The organism is Rhodococcus sp. AB351 (genome assembly GCF_049538275.1).
Lineage (GTDB): Bacteria > Actinomycetota > Actinomycetes > Mycobacteriales > Mycobacteriaceae > Rhodococcus.
On sequence record NZ_JBMVFW010000002.1, the window covers coordinates 1 to 22,176 of the forward strand.

The 22,176-nt window shown below is 68.9% G+C and carries 21 protein-coding genes; 10 read left to right on the plus strand and 11 right to left on the minus strand.

Annotated features, from left to right (window positions below; translation table 11 throughout):
- Positions 1-558: TetR/AcrR family transcriptional regulator (locus ACPCXD_RS06030; protein ID WP_423658890.1), on the plus strand; the 558-nt coding region annotated here is incomplete at its 5' end.
- A 17-nt stretch (positions 559-575) separates the two neighbouring features.
- Here the strand turns inward: ACPCXD_RS06030 and ACPCXD_RS06035 are convergent.
- Both ACPCXD_RS06035 and ACPCXD_RS06040 read right to left on the minus strand, forming a co-directional pair.
- The gene (locus ACPCXD_RS06035) at positions 576-827 is read right to left on the minus strand and encodes a helix-turn-helix domain-containing protein (RefSeq protein WP_026061044.1); all 252 of its coding nucleotides are present in this window, start codon (positions 825-827) and stop codon (positions 576-578) included.
- A 120-nt stretch (positions 828-947) separates the two neighbouring features.
- Positions 948-2,579 (minus strand): ABC-F family ATP-binding cassette domain-containing protein, encoded by a 1,632-nt coding sequence (locus tag ACPCXD_RS06040; RefSeq protein ID WP_229568040.1) that lies wholly within the window; start codon positions 2,577-2,579, stop codon positions 948-950.
- A gap of 166 nt (positions 2,580-2,745) precedes the next feature.
- Between ACPCXD_RS06040 and ACPCXD_RS06045 the strand changes: the two genes are divergently transcribed.
- Together ACPCXD_RS06045 and ku are read left to right on the plus strand one after the other, a co-directional pair.
- The gene (locus ACPCXD_RS06045) at positions 2,746-3,861 is read left to right on the plus strand and encodes a lycopene cyclase family protein (RefSeq protein ID WP_423658893.1); all 1,116 of its coding nucleotides are present in this window, start codon (positions 2,746-2,748) and stop codon (positions 3,859-3,861) included.
- A gap of 98 nt (positions 3,862-3,959) precedes the next feature.
- On the plus strand, positions 3,960-5,003 hold the full coding sequence (gene ku / locus ACPCXD_RS06050) for a non-homologous end joining protein Ku (protein ID WP_088898526.1): 1,044 nt from the start codon (positions 3,960-3,962) through the stop codon (positions 5,001-5,003).
- Positions 5,004-5,059: 56 nt separating this feature from the next.
- Here ku and ACPCXD_RS06055 read toward each other — a convergent pair whose 3' ends face one another.
- The 7 genes from ACPCXD_RS06055 to ACPCXD_RS06085 form a co-directional block, all read right to left on the minus strand.
- Complete coding sequence (locus tag ACPCXD_RS06055; protein WP_016691730.1) at positions 5,060-5,479, minus strand: metal-sulfur cluster assembly factor; 420 nt, start codon at positions 5,477-5,479, stop codon at positions 5,060-5,062.
- Positions 5,479-5,970 carry a Fe-S cluster assembly sulfur transfer protein SufU gene (sufU, locus tag ACPCXD_RS06060; protein ID WP_024100819.1) on the minus strand — a complete coding sequence of 164 codons (492 nt, stop codon included), beginning with the start codon at positions 5,968-5,970 and terminating at the stop codon, positions 5,479-5,481. The genes ACPCXD_RS06055 and sufU overlap by 1 nt, the downstream gene beginning before the upstream one ends.
- A gap of 4 nt (positions 5,971-5,974) precedes the next feature.
- Positions 5,975-7,228 (minus strand): cysteine desulfurase, encoded by a 1,254-nt coding sequence (locus tag ACPCXD_RS06065; protein WP_088898525.1) that lies wholly within the window; start codon positions 7,226-7,228, stop codon positions 5,975-5,977.
- 4 nt (positions 7,229-7,232) lie between these two features.
- Positions 7,233-8,021 (minus strand): Fe-S cluster assembly ATPase SufC, encoded by a 789-nt coding sequence (gene sufC / locus ACPCXD_RS06070; protein ID WP_006551503.1) that lies wholly within the window; start codon positions 8,019-8,021, stop codon positions 7,233-7,235.
- Between the two features lie 50 nt (positions 8,022-8,071).
- Positions 8,072-9,301: a Fe-S cluster assembly protein SufD gene (gene sufD / locus ACPCXD_RS06075; protein ID WP_229568036.1), complete on the minus strand. Its 1,230-nt coding sequence runs from the start codon at positions 9,299-9,301 to the stop codon at positions 8,072-8,074.
- Positions 9,302-10,747, minus strand: a complete 1,446-nt coding sequence (gene sufB, locus ACPCXD_RS06080; protein ID WP_006551501.1) for a Fe-S cluster assembly protein SufB — start codon at positions 10,745-10,747, stop codon at positions 9,302-9,304. It lies immediately after the preceding gene.
- A 115-nt stretch (positions 10,748-10,862) separates the two neighbouring features.
- Positions 10,863-11,645, minus strand: a complete 783-nt coding sequence (locus ACPCXD_RS06085; protein WP_423658898.1) for a helix-turn-helix transcriptional regulator — start codon at positions 11,643-11,645, stop codon at positions 10,863-10,865.
- Positions 11,646-11,754: 109 nt separating this feature from the next.
- Here ACPCXD_RS06085 and mptB point away from each other — a divergent pair, with 109 nt between their 5' ends.
- From mptB to ACPCXD_RS06105, 4 genes are all read left to right on the plus strand, one after another.
- On the plus strand, positions 11,755-13,482 hold the full coding sequence (mptB, locus tag ACPCXD_RS06090; RefSeq protein ID WP_420714488.1) for a polyprenol phosphomannose-dependent alpha 1,6 mannosyltransferase MptB: 1,728 nt from the start codon (positions 11,755-11,757) through the stop codon (positions 13,480-13,482).
- An 11-nt stretch (positions 13,483-13,493) separates the two neighbouring features.
- Positions 13,494-14,438: an ABC transporter ATP-binding protein gene (locus tag ACPCXD_RS06095; protein ID WP_016691723.1), complete on the plus strand. Its 945-nt coding sequence runs from the start codon at positions 13,494-13,496 to the stop codon at positions 14,436-14,438.
- On the plus strand, positions 14,435-15,232 hold the full coding sequence (locus ACPCXD_RS06100) for an ABC transporter permease (protein ID WP_016691722.1): 798 nt from the start codon (positions 14,435-14,437) through the stop codon (positions 15,230-15,232). Before ACPCXD_RS06095 ends, ACPCXD_RS06100 begins: the two co-directional genes overlap by 4 nt.
- Before the next feature lie 68 nt (positions 15,233-15,300).
- The gene (locus ACPCXD_RS06105; RefSeq protein WP_088898523.1) at positions 15,301-16,266 is read left to right on the plus strand and encodes a COX15/CtaA family protein; all 966 of its coding nucleotides are present in this window, start codon (positions 15,301-15,303) and stop codon (positions 16,264-16,266) included.
- Between the two features lie 72 nt (positions 16,267-16,338).
- On the opposite strand, the gene ACPCXD_RS06110 is transcribed toward ACPCXD_RS06105, so the two are convergent.
- On the minus strand, positions 16,339-16,680 hold the full coding sequence (locus ACPCXD_RS06110; protein WP_088898522.1) for a hypothetical protein: 342 nt from the start codon (positions 16,678-16,680) through the stop codon (positions 16,339-16,341).
- Between the two features lie 23 nt (positions 16,681-16,703).
- On the opposite strand from ACPCXD_RS06110, the gene ACPCXD_RS06115 reads away from it, so the two are divergent.
- On the plus strand, positions 16,704-17,669 hold the full coding sequence (locus ACPCXD_RS06115; protein ID WP_088898521.1) for a quinone oxidoreductase family protein: 966 nt from the start codon (positions 16,704-16,706) through the stop codon (positions 17,667-17,669).
- Between the two features lie 64 nt (positions 17,670-17,733).
- On the opposite strand, the gene ACPCXD_RS06120 is transcribed toward ACPCXD_RS06115, so the two are convergent.
- Positions 17,734-18,711: a heme o synthase gene (locus tag ACPCXD_RS06120; protein ID WP_088898520.1), complete on the minus strand. Its 978-nt coding sequence runs from the start codon at positions 18,709-18,711 to the stop codon at positions 17,734-17,736.
- Positions 18,712-18,923: 212 nt separating this feature from the next.
- Between ACPCXD_RS06120 and tkt the strand changes: the two genes are divergently transcribed.
- Entirely contained in the window at positions 18,924-21,026 is a 2,103-nt protein-coding gene (gene tkt, locus ACPCXD_RS06125; protein ID WP_088898569.1) for a transketolase, read from the plus strand.
- Between the two features lie 4 nt (positions 21,027-21,030).
- Positions 21,031-22,176 (plus strand): transaldolase, encoded by a 1,146-nt coding sequence (gene tal, locus ACPCXD_RS06130; protein ID WP_088898519.1) that lies wholly within the window; start codon positions 21,031-21,033, stop codon positions 22,174-22,176.

Genomic DNA, 22,176 nt, shown 5'->3' on the forward strand with positions numbered 1-22,176 from the left:
GTCAGTGAGGACCATCTCGCCGCGCGGCGCAGGCAGATCCTCGACGGTGCCCGTCGCTGCTTCGCCGAATACGGTTACGACGGCGCGACCGTGCGACTGCTCGAAGACGCCACGGGTCTGTCCCGTGGCGCGATCTTCCACCATTTCAAGGACAAGGACGGACTGTTCCTCGCCCTCGCCCAGGAGGATGCGAGACGGATGGCCGACGTCGCGGCCAACGAGGGTCTCGTGCAGGTCATGCGCGACATGCTGTCCTCCCCCGACCAGTTCGACTGGCTCGGGACGAGGCTCGAGATCACGCGCCGTCTCCGCACCGACCCCGAGTTCGCGAAGGCGTGGATGCAACATTCGGCCGAACTCACCGAGGCCACCGTCGGACGCCTCGAACGGCAGCGGGAAGCGGGCCGGCTGCGCGACGACGTGCCGACCGAAGTCGTCCTGGGTTATCTCGACCTCGTGCTCGACGGGCTCGTCGCCCGCCTCGCTTCAGGGCACACCGAACAGGACCTCGTCGCGGTTCTCGACCTCGTCGAGGAATCCGTGCGCCGGCGCGACTGACGCGCCGGATCCGTTCCTCACGCCTTCTCGTCGCTCGCTGCCGCCCGACGACGATTCGGGCCGCCGCGGCCCCGCAGCCGCACCTGCGACTCCACGAGAACGTTGTGCACGAAACCGTAGGATCGACCGGTTTCCTGCGCGAGCCTCCGAATGCTCGCGCCCTCCTCGTAGCGGCGCTTCAGATCCTCCTGCAAGCGGTCCCGCGATTCCCCTGTAACTCGGGCTCCCTTCGCGTAGGTCGTCTCTCCACCACCGGAATTTCGCGCCATCGGATCCTCCCTGCGCCCTCGCCAAAGGTCCCTTTCCCAGGCTAGAGGACTGTCAGGTTGCGCGGACGCAGATCGGACCAGCGGGAGCGGATCAGGGGGCGGATCCGACCGGGAGCCCGATCAGGCGAGCTGGATGAGCTCGAGGTATTCCTGCGACCAGTGGTCCTCGGTTCCGTCGGGAAGCAGGATCACCCGTTCCGGGTCGAGGGCCTCGGCCGCACCCGGATCGTGGGTGACCAGCACGACGGCACCCTCGTAGCTCCGCAGCGCGTCGAGCACCTGCTCGCGCGAGATGGGATCGAGGTTGTTGGTCGGCTCGTCGAGGAGCAGCACGTTCGCTGCGGACGAGACGAGGCCCGCCAGGGCGAGTCGTGTCTTCTCACCGCCGGAGAGTGTTCCGGCCGGCTGCTCGAGCTGCGGACCGGTGAACATGAACGCGCCGAGCAGTCCGCGCAGGTCCTGTTCACCGGCGTCCGGAGCGGCGTGCCGGATGTTCTCCCACACCGTCGCCGAGTCGTCGATGGTGTCGTGCTCCTGCGCGAAGTAGCCGATCTTCAGACCGTGACCGGGCACGAGTTCGCCGAGATCCGGCTGCTCGACACCGGCGAGCAGTCGCAGCAGCGTCGTCTTGCCGGCACCGTTGAGGCCGAGGACGACGACGCGGCTGCCCCGGTCGATCGCGAGGTCGACGCCGGTGAAGATCTCCAGGGAGCCGTAGACCTTGGTCAGTTCCTTGGCCATCAGCGGGGTCTTTCCGCAGGCGGCCGGCGTGGGGAACCGGATCTTGGCCACCTTGTCGGCGACGCGTACGTCGTCGAGGTCGGAGAGCAGCTTCTCGGCGCGCTTGGCCATGTTCTGGGCGGCCGTGGCCTTGGTGGCCTTCGCGCCGAGCTTCGCGGCCTGCTTCTGCAGGGCGGACGCCTTCTTCTCGGCGTTCGCGCGCTCGCGCCGGCGCCGCGCCTCGTCGGTGGCGCGTGCGTCGAGGTACTTCTTCCAGCCCATGTTGTAGACGTCGGCCTCGCCGCGCACCGCGTCGAGGAACCACACCTTGTTCACCACATCGGCGAGCAGGTCGACGTCGTGGCTGATAACGATGAGCCCACCGTCGTGGTTCTGCAGGAAACCGCGCAGCCAGGTGATCGAGTCCGCGTCGAGGTGGTTGGTCGGCTCGTCGAGCAGCAGCGTGGTATCGGACTTCCCGCCGGAGCCGTCCGAGGCGGCGAACAAGATGCGGGCGAGTTCGACACGACGGCGCTGACCACCCGACAGCGTGTGCAGCGGCTGGCCGAGGACCCGGTCGGGCAGGCCGAGGCTGTGGCAGATACTCGCAGCCTCGGATTCGGCGACGTATCCGCCGAGCGTCGCGAAACGCTCTTCGAGCGAACCGTACTTGCGCACGGCGCGGTCGCGGATCTTCTCGTCGACAGCCTCCGCCATGAGCGCCTGCTGCTTCTCCATGCTGCGGAGGATCTCGTCGAGACCTCGCGCCGAGAGCACCCGGTCCTTGGCGAGGACGTCGAGATTGCCCTCCTTGGGATCCTGCGGCAGGTAACCGATGTCGCCGGAACGGATCACGGTGCCGGCGTAGGGTTCGCCTTCACCCGCGAGGATCCGCAGGGTCGTGGTCTTGCCGGCACCGTTGCGTCCCACGAGGCCGATACGGTCCCCGGCCTGCACCCGCAACCCCGATCCGGGGGCGGAGAGCAGTGTCCGCACGCCGGCGCGGACTTCGAGGTCGGTAGCGGTGATCACGCACGGGCTCCTAGAACGAAAGACGATGGATGAGTGCCATGGTGGCAAACAGCCGGGCACACGAACCACTCATTTTACCGTGACGGCCCCTCTCCCCCACGGTGAGATTCGCTACCCTCGCCACGCACGGCCGGGTCCTCCCCTCGCGCGACCTAGGCTGACGCCCGTGACCCACCTTCCCCCCACCGACCTCGTCGTGGCCGGACTCGGTCCCGCGGGCCGTGCGCTGGCGTTCCGAGCGGCCGCAGCCGGACTGTCGGTGACGGCCGTCGATGTGCGCCCGCAGCGCCGATGGACCGCGACCTACGCGGCGTGGGCCGACGAACTACCCGCCTGGCTGCCCGACGAGGTGGTGGCAGCGCACATCGACAGGCCCGCAGCGTGGACGACCGGGCCCCACGTCGTCGATCGCGCCTACCGGGTGCTGGACACGGCGGGACTGCAGGACTTCCTCGCCCTCGACGCCGTCACGGTGGTCACGGGTCGGGTGCGCGACGTCGATGCGGACGGCGTGGTCCTCGGGGACGGCCGCCGGGTGCCTGCCCGCTACGTCGTCGATGCCCGCGGGGTTCCCGCCGAACCGGAACGCGCCCAGCAGACGGCGTTCGGGCTGATCGTCGACGATGGGACCGCGGCTCCGGCACTCGACGGCCACGACGCCTGGTTCATGGACTGGCGCCGCGACAACGGCACGGGCCCCGACGACGTGCCGTCCTTCCTGTATGCGGTGCCGGTCGGTGACGGACGCACGATCCTCGAGGAGACCTGCCTCGTCGGCCGTCCGGCACTCGGTCTCGGCGAACTCGAGCGGCGCCTGCACATCCGCCTCGCAGCTCGAGGAGTGCGCACGACCGGCGACGAGCAGGTCGAACGGGTGCGCTTCGCCGTCGAGGGTGCACCGACAGCCCCCGGGGTGATCGGTTTCGGCGCTCGCGGTGGTCTGATGCATCCGGCCACGGGATACGCGGTGGCTACCGCCCTGTCCACCGCTGATGCGGTGGTCGATGCGATACGCCGCGGCGACGATCCGCAGCGCGTCCTGTGGCCGGTCCGCGCCCGCTCGGTGGCGACGCTGCGGCAGATGGGGCTGCGGGTCCTGCTGCGACTCGACGCACGCGGAGCGATCGAGTTCTTCGACGCGTTCTTCGACCTTCCGGTCGAGCAGCAACGCGCCTACCTGTCCGGTCGCGACGATGCGACCGGCGTGGCGGCCACGATGTGGCGGCTGTTCCGGGTGCTGCCGACGGGTGCGCGCGCGACGATTCTGCGTTCGCTCCGCTGATCCGCCGGGCGCGGCGGTGTGGCGAACGTCTCGGCGAACCGGCCGGTGAGTTTCGCAGCTTTCCAGCGTGGCCCCGAGGTGTCGATCATGATGGACACATGCGGTCGATCTGGAAAGGCTCACTCGCGTTCGGCCTCGTCAACGTGCCGGTGAAGGTGTACTCGGCCACCGAGTCGCACGACATCTCCTTCCACCAGGTGCACGCGAAGGACGGCGGGCGGATCAAGTATCAGCGCGTGTGCACCGAGTGCGGTGAGGTCGTCCCGTACCAGGACATCGACAAGGCGTACGACTCCGAGGACGGCGAGCGGGTCGTGCTCACCGACGAGGATTTCGAGAAACTCCCCGCGGCCGAGAAGCACGAGATCCCGGTGCTGCAGTTCGTGCCCACCGAGCAGATCGACCCGATCCTGTTCGAGAAGTCGTACTATCTCGAACCCGATTCGTCGTCGCCGAAGGCCTACGGCCTGCTCGCCGCGACCCTCGAGCAGAGCGACCGGACGGCGCTGGTGCACTTCACGCTTCGTCAGCGCACCCGCCTGGCGGCGCTGCGCACCCGTGACGGACTGCTCATCCTGCAGACCCTGTTGTGGCCCGACGAGGTCCGCGCAGCCGAGTTCGAGTCGCTCGACGACATCGAGAAGCCGAAACAACGCGAACTCGCGATGGCAGAGACCCTCGTCGAGTCGATGTCCGACGATTTCGATCCCACCGAATTCACCGACGAATACCAAGTGGAACTGCGCACACTGATCGACGAGGCCCTCGCTCGTGGCGGCGAGAAGGTCTTCCAGGTCGCCGAACCCGACACCGGCGAAGAGGACGCCGAGGTGCTCGACCTCGTCGCGGCCCTGCAGCGCAGCGTCGACGCGGCGGGCAAGAAGGTCCCGTCCGGTTCGTCCTCCGGCGGGAAGAAGTCCTCGAAGGACGACGACGAGGACGAAGGCGAGGACGAGGGCGCGAAGAAGAAGGCCCCCGCGAAGAAGACCGCGTCCAAGAGCACGGCGAAGAAGAGTCCCGCGAAGAAGACCGCGGCGAAGAAGACCACGTCCAAGAGTTCGGCGTCGAAGAGCACGGCGAAGAAGAGTCCTGCGAAGAAGACGGCCGCCAAGAAGACCTCCGGCGAACGCAAAGGCGCCTGACCTCCGACGAGAAGTCGAAGATCAGGCGCCGAGGATCGGAGCCGGAGAAGGCCGGATCAGACGGTGAATCCGAGTGCGCGCAGCTGTTCGCGTCCGTCGTCGGTGATCTTGTCGGGACCCCACGGCGGCATCCACACCCAGTTGATGCGCAGCTCGTCGCACAGACCGCTGCGCACGAGTGCGCCCTTGGCCTGCTCCTCGATGACGTCGGTGAGGGGGCACGCCGCCGAGGTGAGCGTCATGTCCACGGTCACGGTCTCGTCGACCTCGGAGATCCCGTAGACGAGACCGAGATCGACGACGTTGATGCCGAGCTCGGGGTCGACGACGTCGCGCAGCGCTTCCTCGAGTTCGTCGAGGCGGCCCGGATCCAGCGGCGGGGCCGTGGCCGCGACCAGCGTCGAGGTCTCGTCCGCGCCGGCGTCGGCCGTCGGATTCTCGTCGGTGTTCACGGTGCCCGGTGCGGGTTCGGTCATCAGTTCTGTCCTCCGCTCGAAAGGGTGTGCGCGCCGCCCGCCAGGTCGGCGGGGGCGGCGTCCACGGTCTGCGCGACCGCGTCCTTGAAGGCCATCCAGCCCAGCAACGCGCACTTCACGCGCGCCGGGTACTTCGCGACGCCGGCGAACGCGATGCCGTCGCCGATCAGGTCCTCGTCGCCCTCGACGGTGCCGCGACTGCCGACCATCTCGACGAAGCCCTCGACGATCTTCAGTGCATCGCCGAGCGGAACGCCGATCACCTGGTCGGTGAGCACGGACGTCGACGCCTGGCTGATCGAGCAGCCCTGCCCGTCGTAGGAGACGTCGCTGACGGTGTCGCCGTCGATGTGCACGCGCAGGGTCACCTCGTCGCCGCAGGTCGGGTTGACGTGATGCACTTCGGCGCCGAACGGTTCGCGCAGTCCGCGATTGTGCGGGTGCTTGTAGTGGTCCAGGATCACTTCCTGGTACATCTGCTCCATCCGCATCGGATCACGCCTCCCCGAAGAACTTCTGGGCGCGCCGGATCGCCGCGCCGAGTGCCTGCACCTCGTCCGGCGTGTTGTACACGGCGAACGATGCGCGGGCGGTCGCGGCCACCCCGAAGCGGCGGTGCAGCGGCCAGGCGCAGTGGTGTCCGACCCGGATCTCGACGCCCTCGTCGTCGAGGATCTGGCCGAGATCGTGAGCATGGATTCCGTCCACGACGAACGACACCGCCCCGCCGCGCTGTTCGCCGGTCGTGGGTCCGATGATGCGCACGCCGTCGATACCGCCCAGCTCGGCGAGTGCCGCAGCAGTCAGCTCGTGTTCGTGTGCGGCGACGGCGTCCATGCCGATGTCCTGCAGGTAGCGCACGGCGGCACCGAGGCCGACGGCCTGCGAGACCATGGGCGATCCGGCCTCGAATCGCTGCGGCGGTGCGGCGAAGGTCGTCGCCTCCATCGTCACCGTCTCGATCATCGAGCCACCGGTGATGAACGGCGGCACGTCGGCGAGCAGGTCACGTCGGCCGTAGAGGACACCGACGCCGGACGGACCGAACATCTTGTGTCCGGAGAACGCCGCGAAATCCACACCGAGAGCACGGAAGTCGACGGCCATGTGCGGCACCGACTGGCACGCGTCGAGCACGACGATCGCGCCGACCTCCTTCGCGCGCCGCACGATCTCCTCGACGGGAGCGACCGCACCGGTCACGTTCGACTGGTGCGTGAACGCCACGACCTTCACGGCGTCGGTCAGCGTCAGCGAATCGAGATCGATGCGACCGTCGTCGGTGACCCCGTACCAGCGCAGGGTGGCACCCGTGCGCCGCGCGAGTTCCTGCCACGGAACGAGATTCGCGTGGTGCTCGAGTTCGGTGACGACGATCTCGTCACCGGGTCCGAGCCGGTGCGGGAACCGGTCGTCGGCGAAGGCGTACGCGACGAGGTTGAGCGACTCGGTGGCGTTCTTGGTGAACACCACCTCGTCGACGTCGACCCCGACGAAGGACGCGATGACGGCGCGAGCGTCCTCGTACGAGTCGGTCGCCTCCTCCGACAACGCGTGCGCACCGCGGTGCACGGCCGCGTTCCGCGTCGCGAGGAACTCACGCTCGGCGTCGAGCACCTGTACCGGGCGCTGGGAGGTGGCCCCGGAGTCGAGGTAGACCAGGGGTTTGCCGTCGCGCACCGTGCGCGCGAGGATCGGGAAATCGGCCCTGATCCGGGCGATGTCCAAGGTCCGCACCGGCACCGTCATCCGATCACGCTCCTTGCGTTGCTGCCTGGGTGAAACGAACGTAGCCGTTGGTCTCGAGCTCGTCGGCGAGCTCCGGGCCGCCGGACTCGACGACGCGGCCACCCACGAAGACGTGCACGAACTGCGGCTTGATGTAGCGCAGGATGCGGGTGTAGTGGGTGATGAGCAGGACGCCGCCGTTCTCGTTCTCCTGGTAGCGGTTCACGCCTTCGGAGACGACGCGCAGCGCGTCCACGTCGAGGCCGGAGTCGGTCTCGTCGAGGATGGCGATCTTCGGCTTGAGCAGACCGAGCTGCAGGATCTCGTGGCGCTTCTTCTCGCCACCGGAGAAGCCCTCGTTGACGCTGCGCTCGCCGAAGGCCGGATCGATGTCCAGATCGGACATCGCCTGCTTGACCTCCTTGACCCAGTGGCGCAGCTTGGGGGCCTCGCCGCGCACGGCGGTCGCGGCGGTGCGGAGGAAGTTCGACATCGACACGCCGGGCACCTCGACCGGGTACTGCATGGCGAGGAACAGGCCGGCGCGGGCGCGCTCGTCGACGCTCATCTCGAGCACGTCCTCACCGTTGAGGGTGATGCTGCCCGAGGTGATCTCGTACTTGGGGTGGCCGGCGATCGCGTACGACAGGGTGGACTTGCCGGAGCCGTTGGGGCCCATGATGGCGTGCGTCTCACCCGAGCGGACCGTGAGGTTCACGCCCTTGAGGATGTCGATCGGCTCGGCGTTCTCGTCGGTCTGTGCGACGCGGACGTGCAGGTCTTTGATCTCGAGGACGTTCGAAGGTGTGGACATCGAAATGCGTTTCCTTAGTGAAGTATCGGGAGTACGGGAGGCAGGGCCGGTCAGGCGCCGACGGCGGCGAGTTCCGCCTCGATGGCGGCCTCGAGCCGTTCGCGGACCTCGGTGACCGTGATGCGCTCGAGCAGCTCGTGGAAGAAGCCGCGGACGACGAGGCGACGCGCTTCCTCCTCGGGGATGCCGCGAGCACGCAGGTAGAACAGCTGCTCGTCGTCGAAGCGGCCGGTCGCCGACGCGTGTCCGGCACCGACGATCTCACCGGTCTCGATCTCGAGGTTCGGCACCGAGTCGGCGCGCGCACCGTCGGTGAGCACCAGGTTGCGGTTGAGCTCGAAGGTGTCGGTGCCCTCGGCCTCGGCGCGGATGAGCACGTCGCCGATCCACACGGTGTGCGCGTCGGGCTTGCCGGAGGCCGGATCGCCCTGCAGCGCACCCTTGTACACGACGTTCGACTTGCAGTTCGGCTGCGAGTGGTCGACGAGCAGACGCTGCTCGAAGTGCTGACCGGCGTCGGCGAAGTACAGGCCGAGCAGTTCGGCGTCGCCGCCGGGGCCGTCGTACTTGGTGGTCGCCGACACGCGCACGAGATCGCCGCCGAGCGCCACGGTGAAGTGGCGCAGCACGGCATCGCGGCCGAGGCGAGCGTGATGCGCGGCGACGTGTACGGCGTCGTCGGCCCAGTCCTGCACCGCGACGACCTTCAGCTGTGCGCTGTCGCCGAGCACGAACTCGATGTTCTCGGCGTAGGTGCCGCTGCCGCGCTGATCGATGACGAGCGTGACGTTGGCGAACGCCTCGAGCCGGATCTGCACGTGTCCGTAGGCGACAGCGCCCTCGCCCGGTCCCGTGATCGTCACGGTGACGGGCTCGGCGACCTCGACCTCGCGGCCGACGGTCAGGACGGTCGCGGTCTCGAACGACGAGTACGCCTGTGCTGCGATCCGGTCGAACGGCACACCGGCCTGTCCGAGTCGCGCGTCGTCGCGCGCCACGGTCTCGACCTGCACGCCGTCGACCGGGGTGACCTCGACTGTCGCGGTGCCGGTCGCGGGAGCGGTGCCGTCGTGCAGACCGCGCAGGCGGCGCAGCGGGGTGAACCGCCACACCTCGTCGCGACCCGACGGAATCTCGAAGGCATGCACGTCGAACGACGTGAAGACCTCACCCTTGTTGATTGCCGGCTTGCCGGCGGTCTTGACCGCCGGGGCACGATTCTCGGCACGCACGGCATCCTGCACTCCGGTAGCCGGAGTGTTCTTCGCTTCCGCAGTCATTTAGCCGACTGCCCCTTCCATCTGCAGTTCGATCAGGCGGTTGAGTTCGAGGGCGTACTCCATCGGCAGTTCCTTGGCGATGGGCTCGACGAATCCGCGCACCACCATCGCCATGGCCTCGTCCTCGTCGAGTCCGCGGCTCATCAGGTAGAACAGCTGGTCGTCGCTCACCTTCGAGACGGTCGCCTCGTGACCCATCGTGACGTCGTCCTCACGGATGTCGACGTACGGGTAGGTGTCGGAGCGGCTGATCTGGTCGACGAGCAGCGCGTCGCACTTGACCGTCGACTTCGAGCCGTGAGCGCCCTTGTTGACCTGCACGAGGCCGCGGTAGGAGGCACGTCCACCGCCGCGCGCCACCGACTTCGACACGATGGTCGAGGAGGTGTGCGGAGCCAGGTGCAGCATCTTCGCGCCGGTGTCCTGGTGCTGGCCCTCGCCGGCGAAGGCGACGGAGAGCACCTCACCGCGAGCGTGCTCGCCCATCATCCACACGGCCGGGTACTTCATCGTCACCTTGGAACCGATGTTGCCGTCGATCCATTCCATCGAGCCGCCGGCCTCGACCTTGGTGCGCTTGGTCACCAGGTTGTAGACGTTGTTCGACCAGTTCTGGATGGTCGTGTAGCGGCAGTGGCCGCCCTTCTTGACGATGATCTCGACGACCGCGGAGTGCAGTGAGTCGGACTTGTAGATCGGCGCGGTGCAGCCCTCGACGTAGTGCACCGAGGCGCCCTCGTCGACGATGATCAGGGTCCGCTCGAACTGGCCCATGTTCTCCGTGTTGATGCGGAAGTAGGCCTGCAGCGGGATGTCGACGTGCACACCCGGCGGGACGTAGATGAACGAGCCACCCGACCACACCGCGGTGTTCAGGGCGGAGAACTTGTTGTCGCCGGCCGGGATGACCGTGCCGAAGTACTCCTTGAACAGCTCGGGGTGCTCGCGCAGACCCGAGTCGGTGTCGAGGAAGATCACGCCCTGGCTCTCGAGGTCCTCGCGGATCTGGTGGTAGACCACCTCGGACTCGTACTGGGCGGCGACACCGGCGATGAGGCGCTGCTTCTCCGCCTCCGGGATGCCCAACTTGTCGTAGGTGTTCTTGATGTCCTCGGGGAGCTCGTCCCAGCTCGCGGCCTGCTTCTCCGTCGAGCGCACGAAGTACTTGATGTTGTCGAAGTCGATTCCGTCGAGGTTCGAGCCCCACACCGGCATCGGCTTCTTGTCGAAGGTGCGCAGCGCCTTGAGGCGGATGTCGAGCATCCACTCGGGCTCGTTCTTCTTGGCGGAGATGTCCCGCACGACCTCTTCGGACAGGCCGCGCTGCGCCGTGGCGCCGGCGGTGTCGGGGTCCGCCCAGCCGTATTCGTAGTGGCCGAGAGAATCGATCGTCTCTTCCTGCGTCAGCGGCGCGGTTCCGGACGTCTGATCCGATGCGACGGTCATGCGAGCTCCTTCCGGAGTCTGGTGGGCGTCGGCGCGGGCTGTGCGTCGACGGTCGACGGGTGGGTGGATGTCTTCCTGGTGTGCCCTGGTTCGCGGAGCACTCGCGGTGGGGTCGTCACGTGGGCGGCTCCGGACGGGGCACATCCGCTCTGGGGAGAACGGGCACGTGTGTCGTGCAGAAGGCGTCGCCGTTCGCGATCGTCGCGAGGCGTTGCACGTGGGTTCCGAGGATCCGCACGAAGGCCTCCTGCTCCGCCTCGCACAGTTCGGGGAACTGCTCCGCGACGTGCGAGACAGGGCAGTGGTGCTGGCAGATCTGCACGCCGGTGCCGACGCGGCGAGTCGAGGCGGCGAAACCGGAGGCGGTGAACGCCCCGGCGATCTCCTCGGCGACGCTCTCGACGTCGTCGACGTTCTCGTCGGCGGGTGCGATGGTGCCGAGGATCGAGTCCACGCGGCGCCGCGCGAAGTCCTCGACGGCAGCGTCGCCTCCGAGTTCGCGCAGGTGCCGCATCGCGGCGGTGGCGAGATCGTCGTAGGAGTGCCCGAGGCGGGCACGCCCGACGGCGGTGAGCTGGAAGCGGCGGGCGGGGCGGCCACGACCGCGTCCCTGCCTGCGCGGCGGCGCGGCGGCCTGCGCCTCACCGGACTCGATGAGCGCGTCGAGATGGCGTCGCACGCCCGCGGCACTGAGCCCCAGACGCTCGCCGATCTCCGGCGCGGTGATGGGACCTTCTTCGAGCAGCAGCTGCACGACTGCGGCGCGGGTTTGACCCTCCGGGATCTCGCGGCCCGTCGAAGCAGGATTCCTGCGGGTGTCCTCGCCGCGCGACGCCGTCGCGGCAGGTGCGTGACCTGCGCGTTCTGCGGTGTCGGTGGTGTCGGACCGGTATTTCACAACACCAGTGTGACGGAATTCGGAAGCACGGTCCACCAAGGGTGCCCTTTGTTACACCTCATGACGGAGCCGTCGAAGACCACCCTCGCCGTCCCGTTACGCTTCTGACGTGCCGTCGACTCCTCCCCTGTGCGCCCCGCGCACGACGTCTCCGTCGCCGGGCCGATCCGGGGTCCGCGAACGGCTGCACGTGTGGATCCGACGCGCCCTGGGCCTCGACGCCCCGGGCCCACACGCCGATGTCTCGGTCGTGCTGCACGGCGACGAGACCGAAGGCCGCGGACTCGACGCGATCGAGAACATCTATCTCCACCGCATCCGGCTGCTCGGCGCGACCGGCGCCGTCCTCATGGCGGTCGGAGCGCTCGGCGCCGGCGCCCAACCGGTCCTGCAGAACCCCGTGCAGGGCGTCCGCGCCCTCGGACTGGCGGCACGTATGCCGAGCGCCGCCCTCACGACCACCATGATCGGCACGGCGCTGGTGATCCTTGCCTGGCTGCTGCTCGGCCGGTTCGCGATCGGCCGGAGCGCACCGCACGGTCCCGCGCGCCGACTGTCCCGGTCACAGCTCGACCGCACCTTGCTGCTGTGGATCCTTCCGCTGGTCGTCGCGCCGCCGATGTTCAGCAAGGACGTCTACTCGTATCTCGCGCAGAGCGAGATCGCGGCGCGCGGGCTCGATCCCTACGCCATCGGTCCGGCCGGCGCGCTGGGGGTCGACCACGTCCTGACCCGGACTGTGCCGAACATCTGGCGCGACACCTCGGCCCCCTACGGCCCGGCCTTCCTGTGGATCGGCGAGAAGATCACCTACCTCACGGGCGAGAACATCGTGGCCGGCATCTTCGTCCACCGCCTGCTCGCGCTCGTGGGTGTAGCCCTGATCGTGTGGGCGCTGCCGCGGCTCGCCCGCCGGTGCGGCGTCGCGTCGGTGAGCGCATTGTGGCTCGGTGCCGCGAACCCGCTGTTGCTCTTCCACCTGGTTGCCGGCATCCACAACGAGGCCCTGATGCTCGGGCTCATGCTCGCCGGAGTCGAACTCGCGCTGCGGGCCGTCCACCCGGACGACGAGGCAGCCTCGCGCCTGCGTCTCGCGGGATGGCTCGCGGCCGGCACCGCGCTGATCGCCCTGTCGTCGATGATCAAGGTGCCCTCGCTGCTCGCGCTCGGATTCGTCGGCATGGCCCTTGCCCGCAAGTGGGGTGGCGGCTTCCGCGCCGTGATCGCCGCCGCCGCGATCCTCGGGATCGGGACCTGCGTCGTCATCGGCGCTGTGAGCTGGGGCAGCGGCTTGGGCTTCGGCTGGACGAAGACCCTGGGCACCGCCACGGAGGTCCGCAGCTGGATGTCGATCCCGACCCTGCTCGGCATGGGTACCGGCCTCGGGGGCGTGCTGCTCGGTCTCGGCGACCACACGACGGCCGTACTGTCCATCACACGCCCCATCGCAGCGCTGGTGGCCGCCTTCGTCACGGTGCGCATGCTGCTCGCGGTGCTCATGGGACGGATCCATCCGGTCGGTGCGCTGGGAGTGTCGCTGGGTGCGATCGTGCTGCTCTTCCCGGTCGTGCAACCGTGGTACCTGCTGTGGGCGGTGATCCCGCTCGCGGCCTGGGCGACCCGCCCGGTCTTCCGGATCCCCACCATCGCGTTCTCGTCGGTCGTCGGCATGATCCTCATGCCCAACGGCAGCGAATACCAACCGTTCATCATCGTCCAGGCGTCGATCGCGACCATCGTCGTGGTCGGGCTGATCATCGTCGCCACACGCTCCCGGCTGCCGTGGCGGCTGCAGGAGCGCACACCACCGCGTCCGACGGAAACCGCGGACGCCTAGGCTGGAACCCTGTGACCCCGAGTTCTCCCGCCGGTGCGGTACCGGCCGTGCGCCTGGACGGCGTCGTCAAGACCTACGGGGGCGTCACCGCCGTGAACGGTCTCGATCTGACCGTCGAACGTGCCCAGGTGCTCGCCCTCCTCGGCCCGAACGGCGCCGGTAAGACCACCACCGTGGAAATGTGCGAGGGGTTCGTCACTCCCGACGCGGGCACGGTCCGCGTCCTGGGTCTCGATCCTGTCGCCGATTCCGACGCCCTCCGCCCCCGGATCGGCGTGATGTTGCAGGGTGGCGGCGCATATCCGGGTTCGCGGGCCGGCGAGATGCTCGACCTGGTGGCGGCGTACTCGGCCGATCCCCTCGACCCCGACTGGCTGCTCCAGCGCCTCGGGCTCACCGATGCCCGCCGCACCCCCTACCGCCGGCTGTCGGGCGGACAACAGCAACGCCTCGCGCTCGCGTGCGCGCTGGTCGGGCGCCCCGAACTGGTGTTCCTCGACGAACCGACGGCGGGTCTCGACGCGCAGGCCCGGCTGCTCGTCTGGGAACTGATCGACGCGCTGCGCCGCGACGGCGTGAGCGTGCTGCTCACCACCCACCTCATGGACGAGGCCGAAGAGCTCGCCGACGAGATCGTCATCATCGATCACGGCCGGGTGGTCGCCGCGGGAACGCCGGACGAGGTCACCCGTGACGGCGCCGAGGGCCAGTTGTGGCTGACCGCGCCTGCGGGTCTCGACCTGAGCGCCCTGCAGTCCGCTCTGGCCGGCACCCACCGGGTCCGGGAGGACAATCCCGGGCGGTATCTCGTCGAGGGCACGATCGAACCGTCCGTCGTCGCGGCGGCGGCCACCTGGTGCGCGAACCTGGGCGCACTGGCAACCGAGATCCGGGTGGATCAACGCAGCCTCGAGGACGTCTTCCTCGAGTTGACCGGTCGGGAGTTGAGAGGGTGAGCGTGACCCACGATCGTCTGGCGAACAACCGGTTCGCGGAGGGGACCTTCACCCCGCGACCGCAGCCGAACTCGCCGTCGAAGATGCTCGCGGCGCAGACCGCCATGGAACTCAAGCTGCTGCTACGCAACGGCGAGCAGCTCCTGTTGACCATGTTCATCCCGATCACGCTGCTGATCGGCCTGTCGCTGCTGCCCATCGGCGATCTCGGCGACTCGCGGGTCGACAGCGTGCTGCCTGCGGTGATGATGGTGGCCGTGATGTCGACGGCGTTCACCGGTCAGGCGATCGCCGTGGGCTTCGACCGCCGCTACGGCGCCCTCAAGCGGATCGGCGCGACCGCGCTGCCCAAGTGGGGGATCATCGCGGGCAAGAGCGCAGCGGTGGGCATCGTCGTCGTGCTGCAGGCCGTGCTGCTCGGCGCCATCGGACTGGCCCTGGGCTGGCGCCCCTCCCCCGTCGACCTGCTCATCGGGGCGGTCGTCATCGCCCTGGGCACGGTGATGTTCGCGACACTGGGGCTGCTGCTCGGCGGAACCCTGCGCGCCGAGATCGTGCTCGCCCTCGCGAACATCGTGTGGTTCGTGCTGTTGGGCATCGGCAGCATCGTGGTGCTCGGCGACGTGATCCCCGAAGCGGTGGTCCACCTGCTGCGGATCGTGCCGTCGGGGGCGCTGACGCTCGCGCTCGAGAACGCCACCTCGGGTGTGTTCGACTGGCTGTCGATCGTCTCGCTGCTCGTCTGGACGGTGATCGGCGGCACCGCCGCGGCGCGCTGGTTCCGCTTCACCTGAGTCGTGGGCGGCCCGATCGGGCACGACCCAACTACAGCGTGTAGTGGTTCACGCCGTACCATCGAACCGTGTTGTATCGCGGCTACCTGAGCCTTGTCGACCGTCTCCCCCTGCCGTCGCTGCGGACGCAGAAGATCATCGCGTTCCTCACGATCGTCACCCAGGGCGGCATCGCCGTGACCGGCTCGGTCGTCCGCGTCACCGCCTCCGGACTGGGTTGCCCGACCTGGCCGCAGTGCTTCCCCGGGTCGCTGGTTCCGGTGGGTGTGTCGAGCGGGGTGAACACCCTGCATCAGGTGGTCGAGTTCGGCAATCGGCTGCTGACCTTCGTGGTCGTGGCCGTCGCAGCCGCGATCGTCCTGGCCGTCACCCGCGCGCGGCGCCGCAAGGAGGTCATCGCCTGGGCATGGTTGATGCCTGCGGGCACCGTGCTGCAGGCGATCATCGGCGGCATCACCGTCCTGGCCGGTCTGGCCTGGTGGACGGTCGCGATCCACCTGCTCGCATCGATGCTCATGGTGTGGCTGGCGACGGTGCTCTACGCGAAGGTGAGCGAGCCGGACGACGGGACGGTGGTGCAGGTTCTGCCCCAGCCGCTGCGCTGGCTCACCGCGTTGTCGGGTGTCGCGCTCGCCGGGGTCCTCGTGCTCGGCACGATGGTCACCGGCGCCGGCCCGCACGCCGGAGACAAGAGCATCGACAGGCCCGTTCCGCGCCTCGCACTCGACATCACCAATCTCGTCCACCTGCACGCCGAAGCGCTCGTCGGCTACCTCGCGCTGCTGATCGGCCTCACCTTCGCCGTCTACGCGGTCCGCGCACCGCGAGCCGTCACGCTGCGACTGAAGGTCGTCCTCGCCCTGGTGGTCGCACAGGCCGGCATCGGCCTCGTCCAGTTCTGGACGGACGTGCCAGCCGTACTGGTCGTCTTCCACGTCGCCGGCGCCGGACTGTGCACGGCGGCGACCGCGGCGGTGTGGGCGGCCGGACGGACGCGCACGACCGCTCCGGATCGCGAACCCGTTCCGGCCTGATCGTTCGACGACGCGGCCCCTTCCCGGGTTTCCGGAAAGGGGCCGCGTGTCGTCGTACGGGGATCGGGCCTGTCAGCGCTCGTTGCGGGCCTTCGGGAACTTCGTCTGGCGTGCCACCCAGCCGGCCATCTTCGCCCAATGACCCTTCTGCGGGTTGGCGATGCTGGTGACCTCGCGGTCCCACTCGGAGACGGTGACGTCGGGGATCTCCTCGACGATGACGCGCGCCGTCGGGAGGTCCTTCGCGACGCGGTCGCCGAGGGTGCCGTCGGCGGCGACCACGGTGATCCGGACGCCGGACAGACCGATCGGCTGCAGCACGGCCTTCCCGGAACCTCCGTGCTCGGCGACGAAGCTGCGGATGGACGAGACGATGTCGGCCGGTGCGGCCACGACCTGTGTTTCGACGCTCATGTCTGCAGAATACTGTGAGCGCTATGCACGCAATCGAAGTGGCACAGCACGGAGGCCCCGACGTCCTCGTCCCCGTCGAACGACCCGACCCCTCGCCCGGACCGGGTGAGCTGCTGGTCCGCACGGACGCGATCGGCGTCAACTTCATCGACACCTACTTCCGCACCGGCCTCTACGGCACGGAGCTGCCGTACATCCCGGGCTCGGAGGGCACGGGCACGGTCGTCGCCGTCGGCGAAGGTGTGCGGGACACGGCGGTCGGCGACCGGGTGTCGTGGTGCGAGGCACCCGGCTCGTATGCCGAACTGGTCCGCGTCCGCGAGCAGGTCGCCGTGCCGGTCCCGGACTCGGTGCCGGCCGAGCAGGCCGCCTCGGTCCTCCTGCAGGGCATGACGGCGCACTACCTGCTGAACTCCGTCCACCCGGCACAGCCCGGCGAGACGGTGCTCGTCCACGCCGGTGCCGGTGGGGTGGGGCTGATCCTGACGCAGCTCGCCGTCGCGAAGGGCGTGCGGGTGATCACCACGGTGTCCTCCGACGAGAAGGAGGCCCTGTCGCGCGAGGCCGGTGCCGCGGAGGTGCTGCGCTACGGCGACGACCTCGCCGGGAAGGTGCGCGAGCTCACCGACGGTGAGGGGGTGGCCGCGGCCTACGACGGTGTCGGTGCCGCGACCTTCGAGGCGTCGCTGGCGTCCGTCCGCGTGCGCGGCACGGTCGCGCTGTTCGGTGCCGCGAGCGGACCCGTCCCGCCCTTCGACCTGCAGCGGCTGAACCCGGCGGGTTCGCTGTTCGTCACGCGGCCGACCCTCGTGCACTACACCCGCGACCGCGAGGAACTGCTGTGGCGGGCGGGCGACGTGCTCGCGGCGCTGGCCGACGGGTCGCTGAAGCTCCGCGTCGGAGCGAGCTATCCCCTCGCCGAGGCCGCCCGCGCCCACGCAGATCTCGAAGGACGCCGGACCACCGGATCGATCGTCCTGATCCCGTGATCTCCTGACCCGACACGACGAACGCCCCGGCCGATCGGCCGGGGCGTTCGTCGTCGAGCGTGGGTCAGAAGTACGAGCCGATCGTGGGCAGTGCGAGCACGGAGTCGATCGCCAGGCCCAGGCACACCACCGCGAGGTAGTTGTTGGACTGCAGGAACAGCTTGAGCGGCTTGACCGACGCCCCACCGCGCACGCTGTTGAACAGCTGGTGCGCGACGATCAGGAACCAGGCGCCCGCGAGCAGCGCGACGGCCGCGTAGATCACACCGGCGGCCGGGACGATCACCAGCGTCGCGATCACGGTCGCCCAGGTGTAGAGCACGATCTGCTTCGTGACGTGCTGCTCGGTGGCGATGACCGGCAGCATCGGCACGCCGGCGGCCTTGTAGTCCTCCTTGTAGCGCATCGCGAGCGCCCAGGTGTGCGGCGGCGTCCAGAAGAAGATGACCAGGAACAACACGATGGGTTCCCAGCTCAGCGAACCCGTCACGGCGGCCCAGCCGACCATCACGGGCATACATCCGGCGGCCCCGCCCCAGACCACGTTCTGCCAGGTCCGGCGTTTGAGCACCATCGTGTACACGAGTACGTAGAACGCGATCGTCGCCACGACCAGCAGTCCGGCCAACAGGTTGGCGCGCCACCACAACCACGCGAAGGACGCGATCCCGAGGATCATGCCGAAGACGAAGGCGTTGCGTGTCGGCACCGTCTGCCGGGCGAGAGGACGCAACGCGGTGCGTTTCATCACCTTGTCGATATCGGCGTCGACGACGCAGTTGAGCGAGTTGGCGCTCGCCGCACCCATCCAGCCGCCGAACAGGGTGCTCAGGATGAGCACGATGTCGACGTTGCCGCGGTCGGCGAACAGCATCGCGGGAATGGTCGCGACCAGCAGGAGTTCGATCACCCGCGGCTTGGTCAACGCGATGTAGGCGAGGACGGTGCCGGAGATCCGGCCCCACGCGGTGTCGGGGCGCGGGGCGCTCGGCGCTTCGGGGACGCCGAAGCCGTGTCCTCCCGGCCGTCGCCCTGCCCGCACACTGTCTCCTTGTCCCACGCGGATCCGCACCTTCGTTTCGCCCGTTCACGGTCGCCCGGTTCCGGACGCTCCTCTACTACGAACGATGGTAGACCGGACCGTTGCCCGGACCGAATCGACCCGTTCGGAGCAGCGCACTAGTCTGAAGTAGCGCGCGGGCCGACTTCCACCCGCCGGGACCCCGTACACCCATGTCAGGAGACTTCAAGCTCGTGTCGATCACAGACGAGATCCGCACCCTCACCCAGCCTGCGCATCCTGCCGACTGGACCGACCTGGACACCAAGGCCGTCGACACCGCGCGCGTGCTCGCCGCCGACGCCGTGCAGAAGGTCGGAAACGGGCATCCCGGTACCGCGATGAGCCTCGCTCCCCTCGCGTACACCCTCTTCCAGCGTGTGATGCGCCACGATCCGACCGACCCCGAGTGGGTCGGCCGCGACCGCTTCGTGCTCTCGTGCGGACATTCGAGCCTGACGCTGTACACCCAGCTGTACCTGTCCGGTTACGGACTCGAGCTCGCCGACCTCGAGGCGCTGCGCACGTGGGGTTCGCTCACCCCGGGCCACCCCGAGTACGGCCACACCGCCGGCGTCGAGATGACCACCGGCCCGCTGGGTCAGGGTCTCGCCTCCGCCGTGGGTATGGCGATGGCCGCCCGCCGCGAGCGCGGTCTGTTCGATCCCGAGGCGCCCGCCGGCTCGAGCCCGTTCGACCACTACGTCTACGTGATCGCCTCCGACGGCGACATCGAGGAGGGCGTGACCTCCGAGGCGTCCTCGCTCGCCGGTGTCCAACAGCTCGGCAACCTGATCGTCTTCTACGACGACAACAAGATCTCCATCGAGCACGACACCGCGATCGCTCTCGGTGAGGACGTCTCCAAGCGCTACGAGGCCTACGGCTGGCACGTGCAGACCGTCGAGGGCGGAGAGAACGTCGCCGCGCTGCTCGAGGCCGTCGAGGCCGCGAAGGCGGTCACCGACCGTCCGTCCTTCATCTCCGTCCGCACGATCATCGGCTACCCGGCCCCGACGAAGATGAACAGCGGCGACGCGCACGGTGCCGCGCTCGGCGCCGACGAGGTCGCCGAGATCAAGAAGATCCTCGGCTTCGACCCCGAGAAGAACTTCGACGTCGACCCGGCCGTGATCGAGCACGCCCGGCAGGTCGTGACGCGCGGCACCGAGGCACGCGCGGCTTGGCAGGCCGACTTCGACGCGTGGGCCGCCCGCGAGCCGCAGCGCAAGGAACTGTTCGACCGCCTGCACGCCGGTGAGTTCCCGGAGGGCTGGGTCGACGCACTGCCGACCTACGAGCCCACCGAGAGCGGTCCCGCGACCCGCTCGGCGTCCGGCAAGGCCCTCGCCGCGCTCGGACCGGTGCTGCCCGAGCTGTGGGGCGGCTCCGCCGACCTCGCCGGCAGCAACAACACGACGATCCCCGGTTCCGACTCCTTCGGTCCCGAGTCGATCTCCACGAAGGACTGGAACGCGCAGCCCTACGGACGCACGCTGCACTTCGGTGTCCGTGAGCACGCGATGGGATCGATCCTCAACGGCATCGCCCTGCACGGCCCGACCCGCCCCTACGGCGGCACCTTCCTCGTCTTCTCCGACTACATGCGGCCCGCGGTGCGTCTCGCGGCCCTCATGCAGACCCCGGCGATCTACGTGTGGACGCACGACTCGATCGGTCTCGGCGAGGACGGCCCGACGCACCAGCCGATCGAGCACCTCGCGGCGCTGCGCGCGATCCCGAATCTCGCCGTGATCCGCCCGGCCGACGCCAACGAGACGTCGTTCGCGTGGAAGGCCGCGCTGGAGAACCGCACCGGCCCGACCGCGCTCGCGTTGACCCGTCAGAACGTGCCGGTGCTCGAGGGCACGCGGGAGAAGGCCGCCGAGGGTGTCGCCCGCGGCGCCTACATCCTGGCCGAGGCATCCTCGGGCACCCCGGAGGTCGTGATCCTCGCGACCGGTTCCGAGGTTCAGCTCGCCGTCGCCGCCCGCGAGACCCTCGAGGCCGACGGTGTGGCCACCCGCGTCGTCTCGGTGCCGGTGCTCGACCGGTTCCTCGAGCAGGACCAGGCCTACCGCGACGAGGTGCTGCCCCCGTCCGTGCGTGCCCGCGTGTCCGTCGAGGCCGGTCTCGCGATGCCGTGGTACCGCCTCATCGGCGACGCCGGTGAGCCGGTCTCGCTCGAGCACTACGGCGCCTCCGCCGACTACAAGACCCTGTACCGCGAGTTCGGCATCACTGCCGAGGCCGTCGTCGACGCCGCGCGTCGCTCGCTGACCCGAGTGAAGGGATGATCCGATGACCCAGCAGACCTCCACGCAGAACGCTGCGCTGGCCGAACTGTCCGCCCAGGGTGTCTCGGTGTGGCTGGACGACCTGTCCCGCGACCTCATCGATTCCGGCAAGCTCGCCGAGCTCGTCGCGACCCGCAGTGTCGTGGGTGTGACGACCAACCCGTCGATCTTCCAGGCCGCCCTGTCGAAGGGCCACGCCTACGACGCGCAGATCCGCGATCTCGCTGCCGCCGGCGCCGACGCCACCGAGGCGATCCGCACCGTCACCACCGACGACGTGCGCGCGGCCTGCGACGTCCTCGCGCCGGTGTTCGAGGCGACGGACGGCCTCGACGGACGGGTGTCGATCGAGGTCGACCCGCGTCTGGCGCACAAGACGGACGACACCGTCCAGCAGGCCCTCGAGCTGTGGCGAATCGTCGACCGCCCGAACCTGTTCATCAAGATCCCGGCGACGGTGGCGGGTCTGCCGGCCATCGCCCGGGTGATCGGTGAGGGTGTCAGCGTCAACGTCACGCTGATCTTCTCGGTCGAGCGCTACGAGCGGGTCATCGAGGCCTACCTCGACGGCCTGACCGCAGCGAAGGCCTCCGGTCACGACCTGTCGAAGATCCGCTCGGTCGCGTCGTTCTTCGTCTCGCGTGTCGACACCGAGATCGACCCGCGCCTCGAGGAGATCGGCACCGATCAGGCGTTGGCGCTGCGCGGCAAGGCCGGTCTCGCCAACGCGCGACTCGCGTACGGCGCCTACCAGCGCGCGTTCGAGGGCGGGACGCGGTTCGAGCAGCTCACCGAGGCGGGTGCCGTTCCCCAGCGTGCGCTGTGGGCGTCGACGGGTGTGAAGAACCCCGATTACCCCGACACCCTCTACGTCACCGAACTGGTCGCGCCGAACACCGTGAACACGATGCCGGAGAAGACCCTCGAGGCCGTCGCCGACCACGGTGAGGTCACGGGCGACACCGTCACCCGCAACATCGCCTCCTCCCAGCAGGTCTTCGACGCGCTGGCATCGGTCGGTGTGGATCTTCCCGACGTCTTCCGCAAGCTCGAGGACGAGGGTGTGGAGAAGTTCGTCGTGTCGTGGAAGGACCTGCTCGCGGCGACGGCGGAACAGCTCGCGGCTCACGCGCCGGGCGCGGAGGGCTGA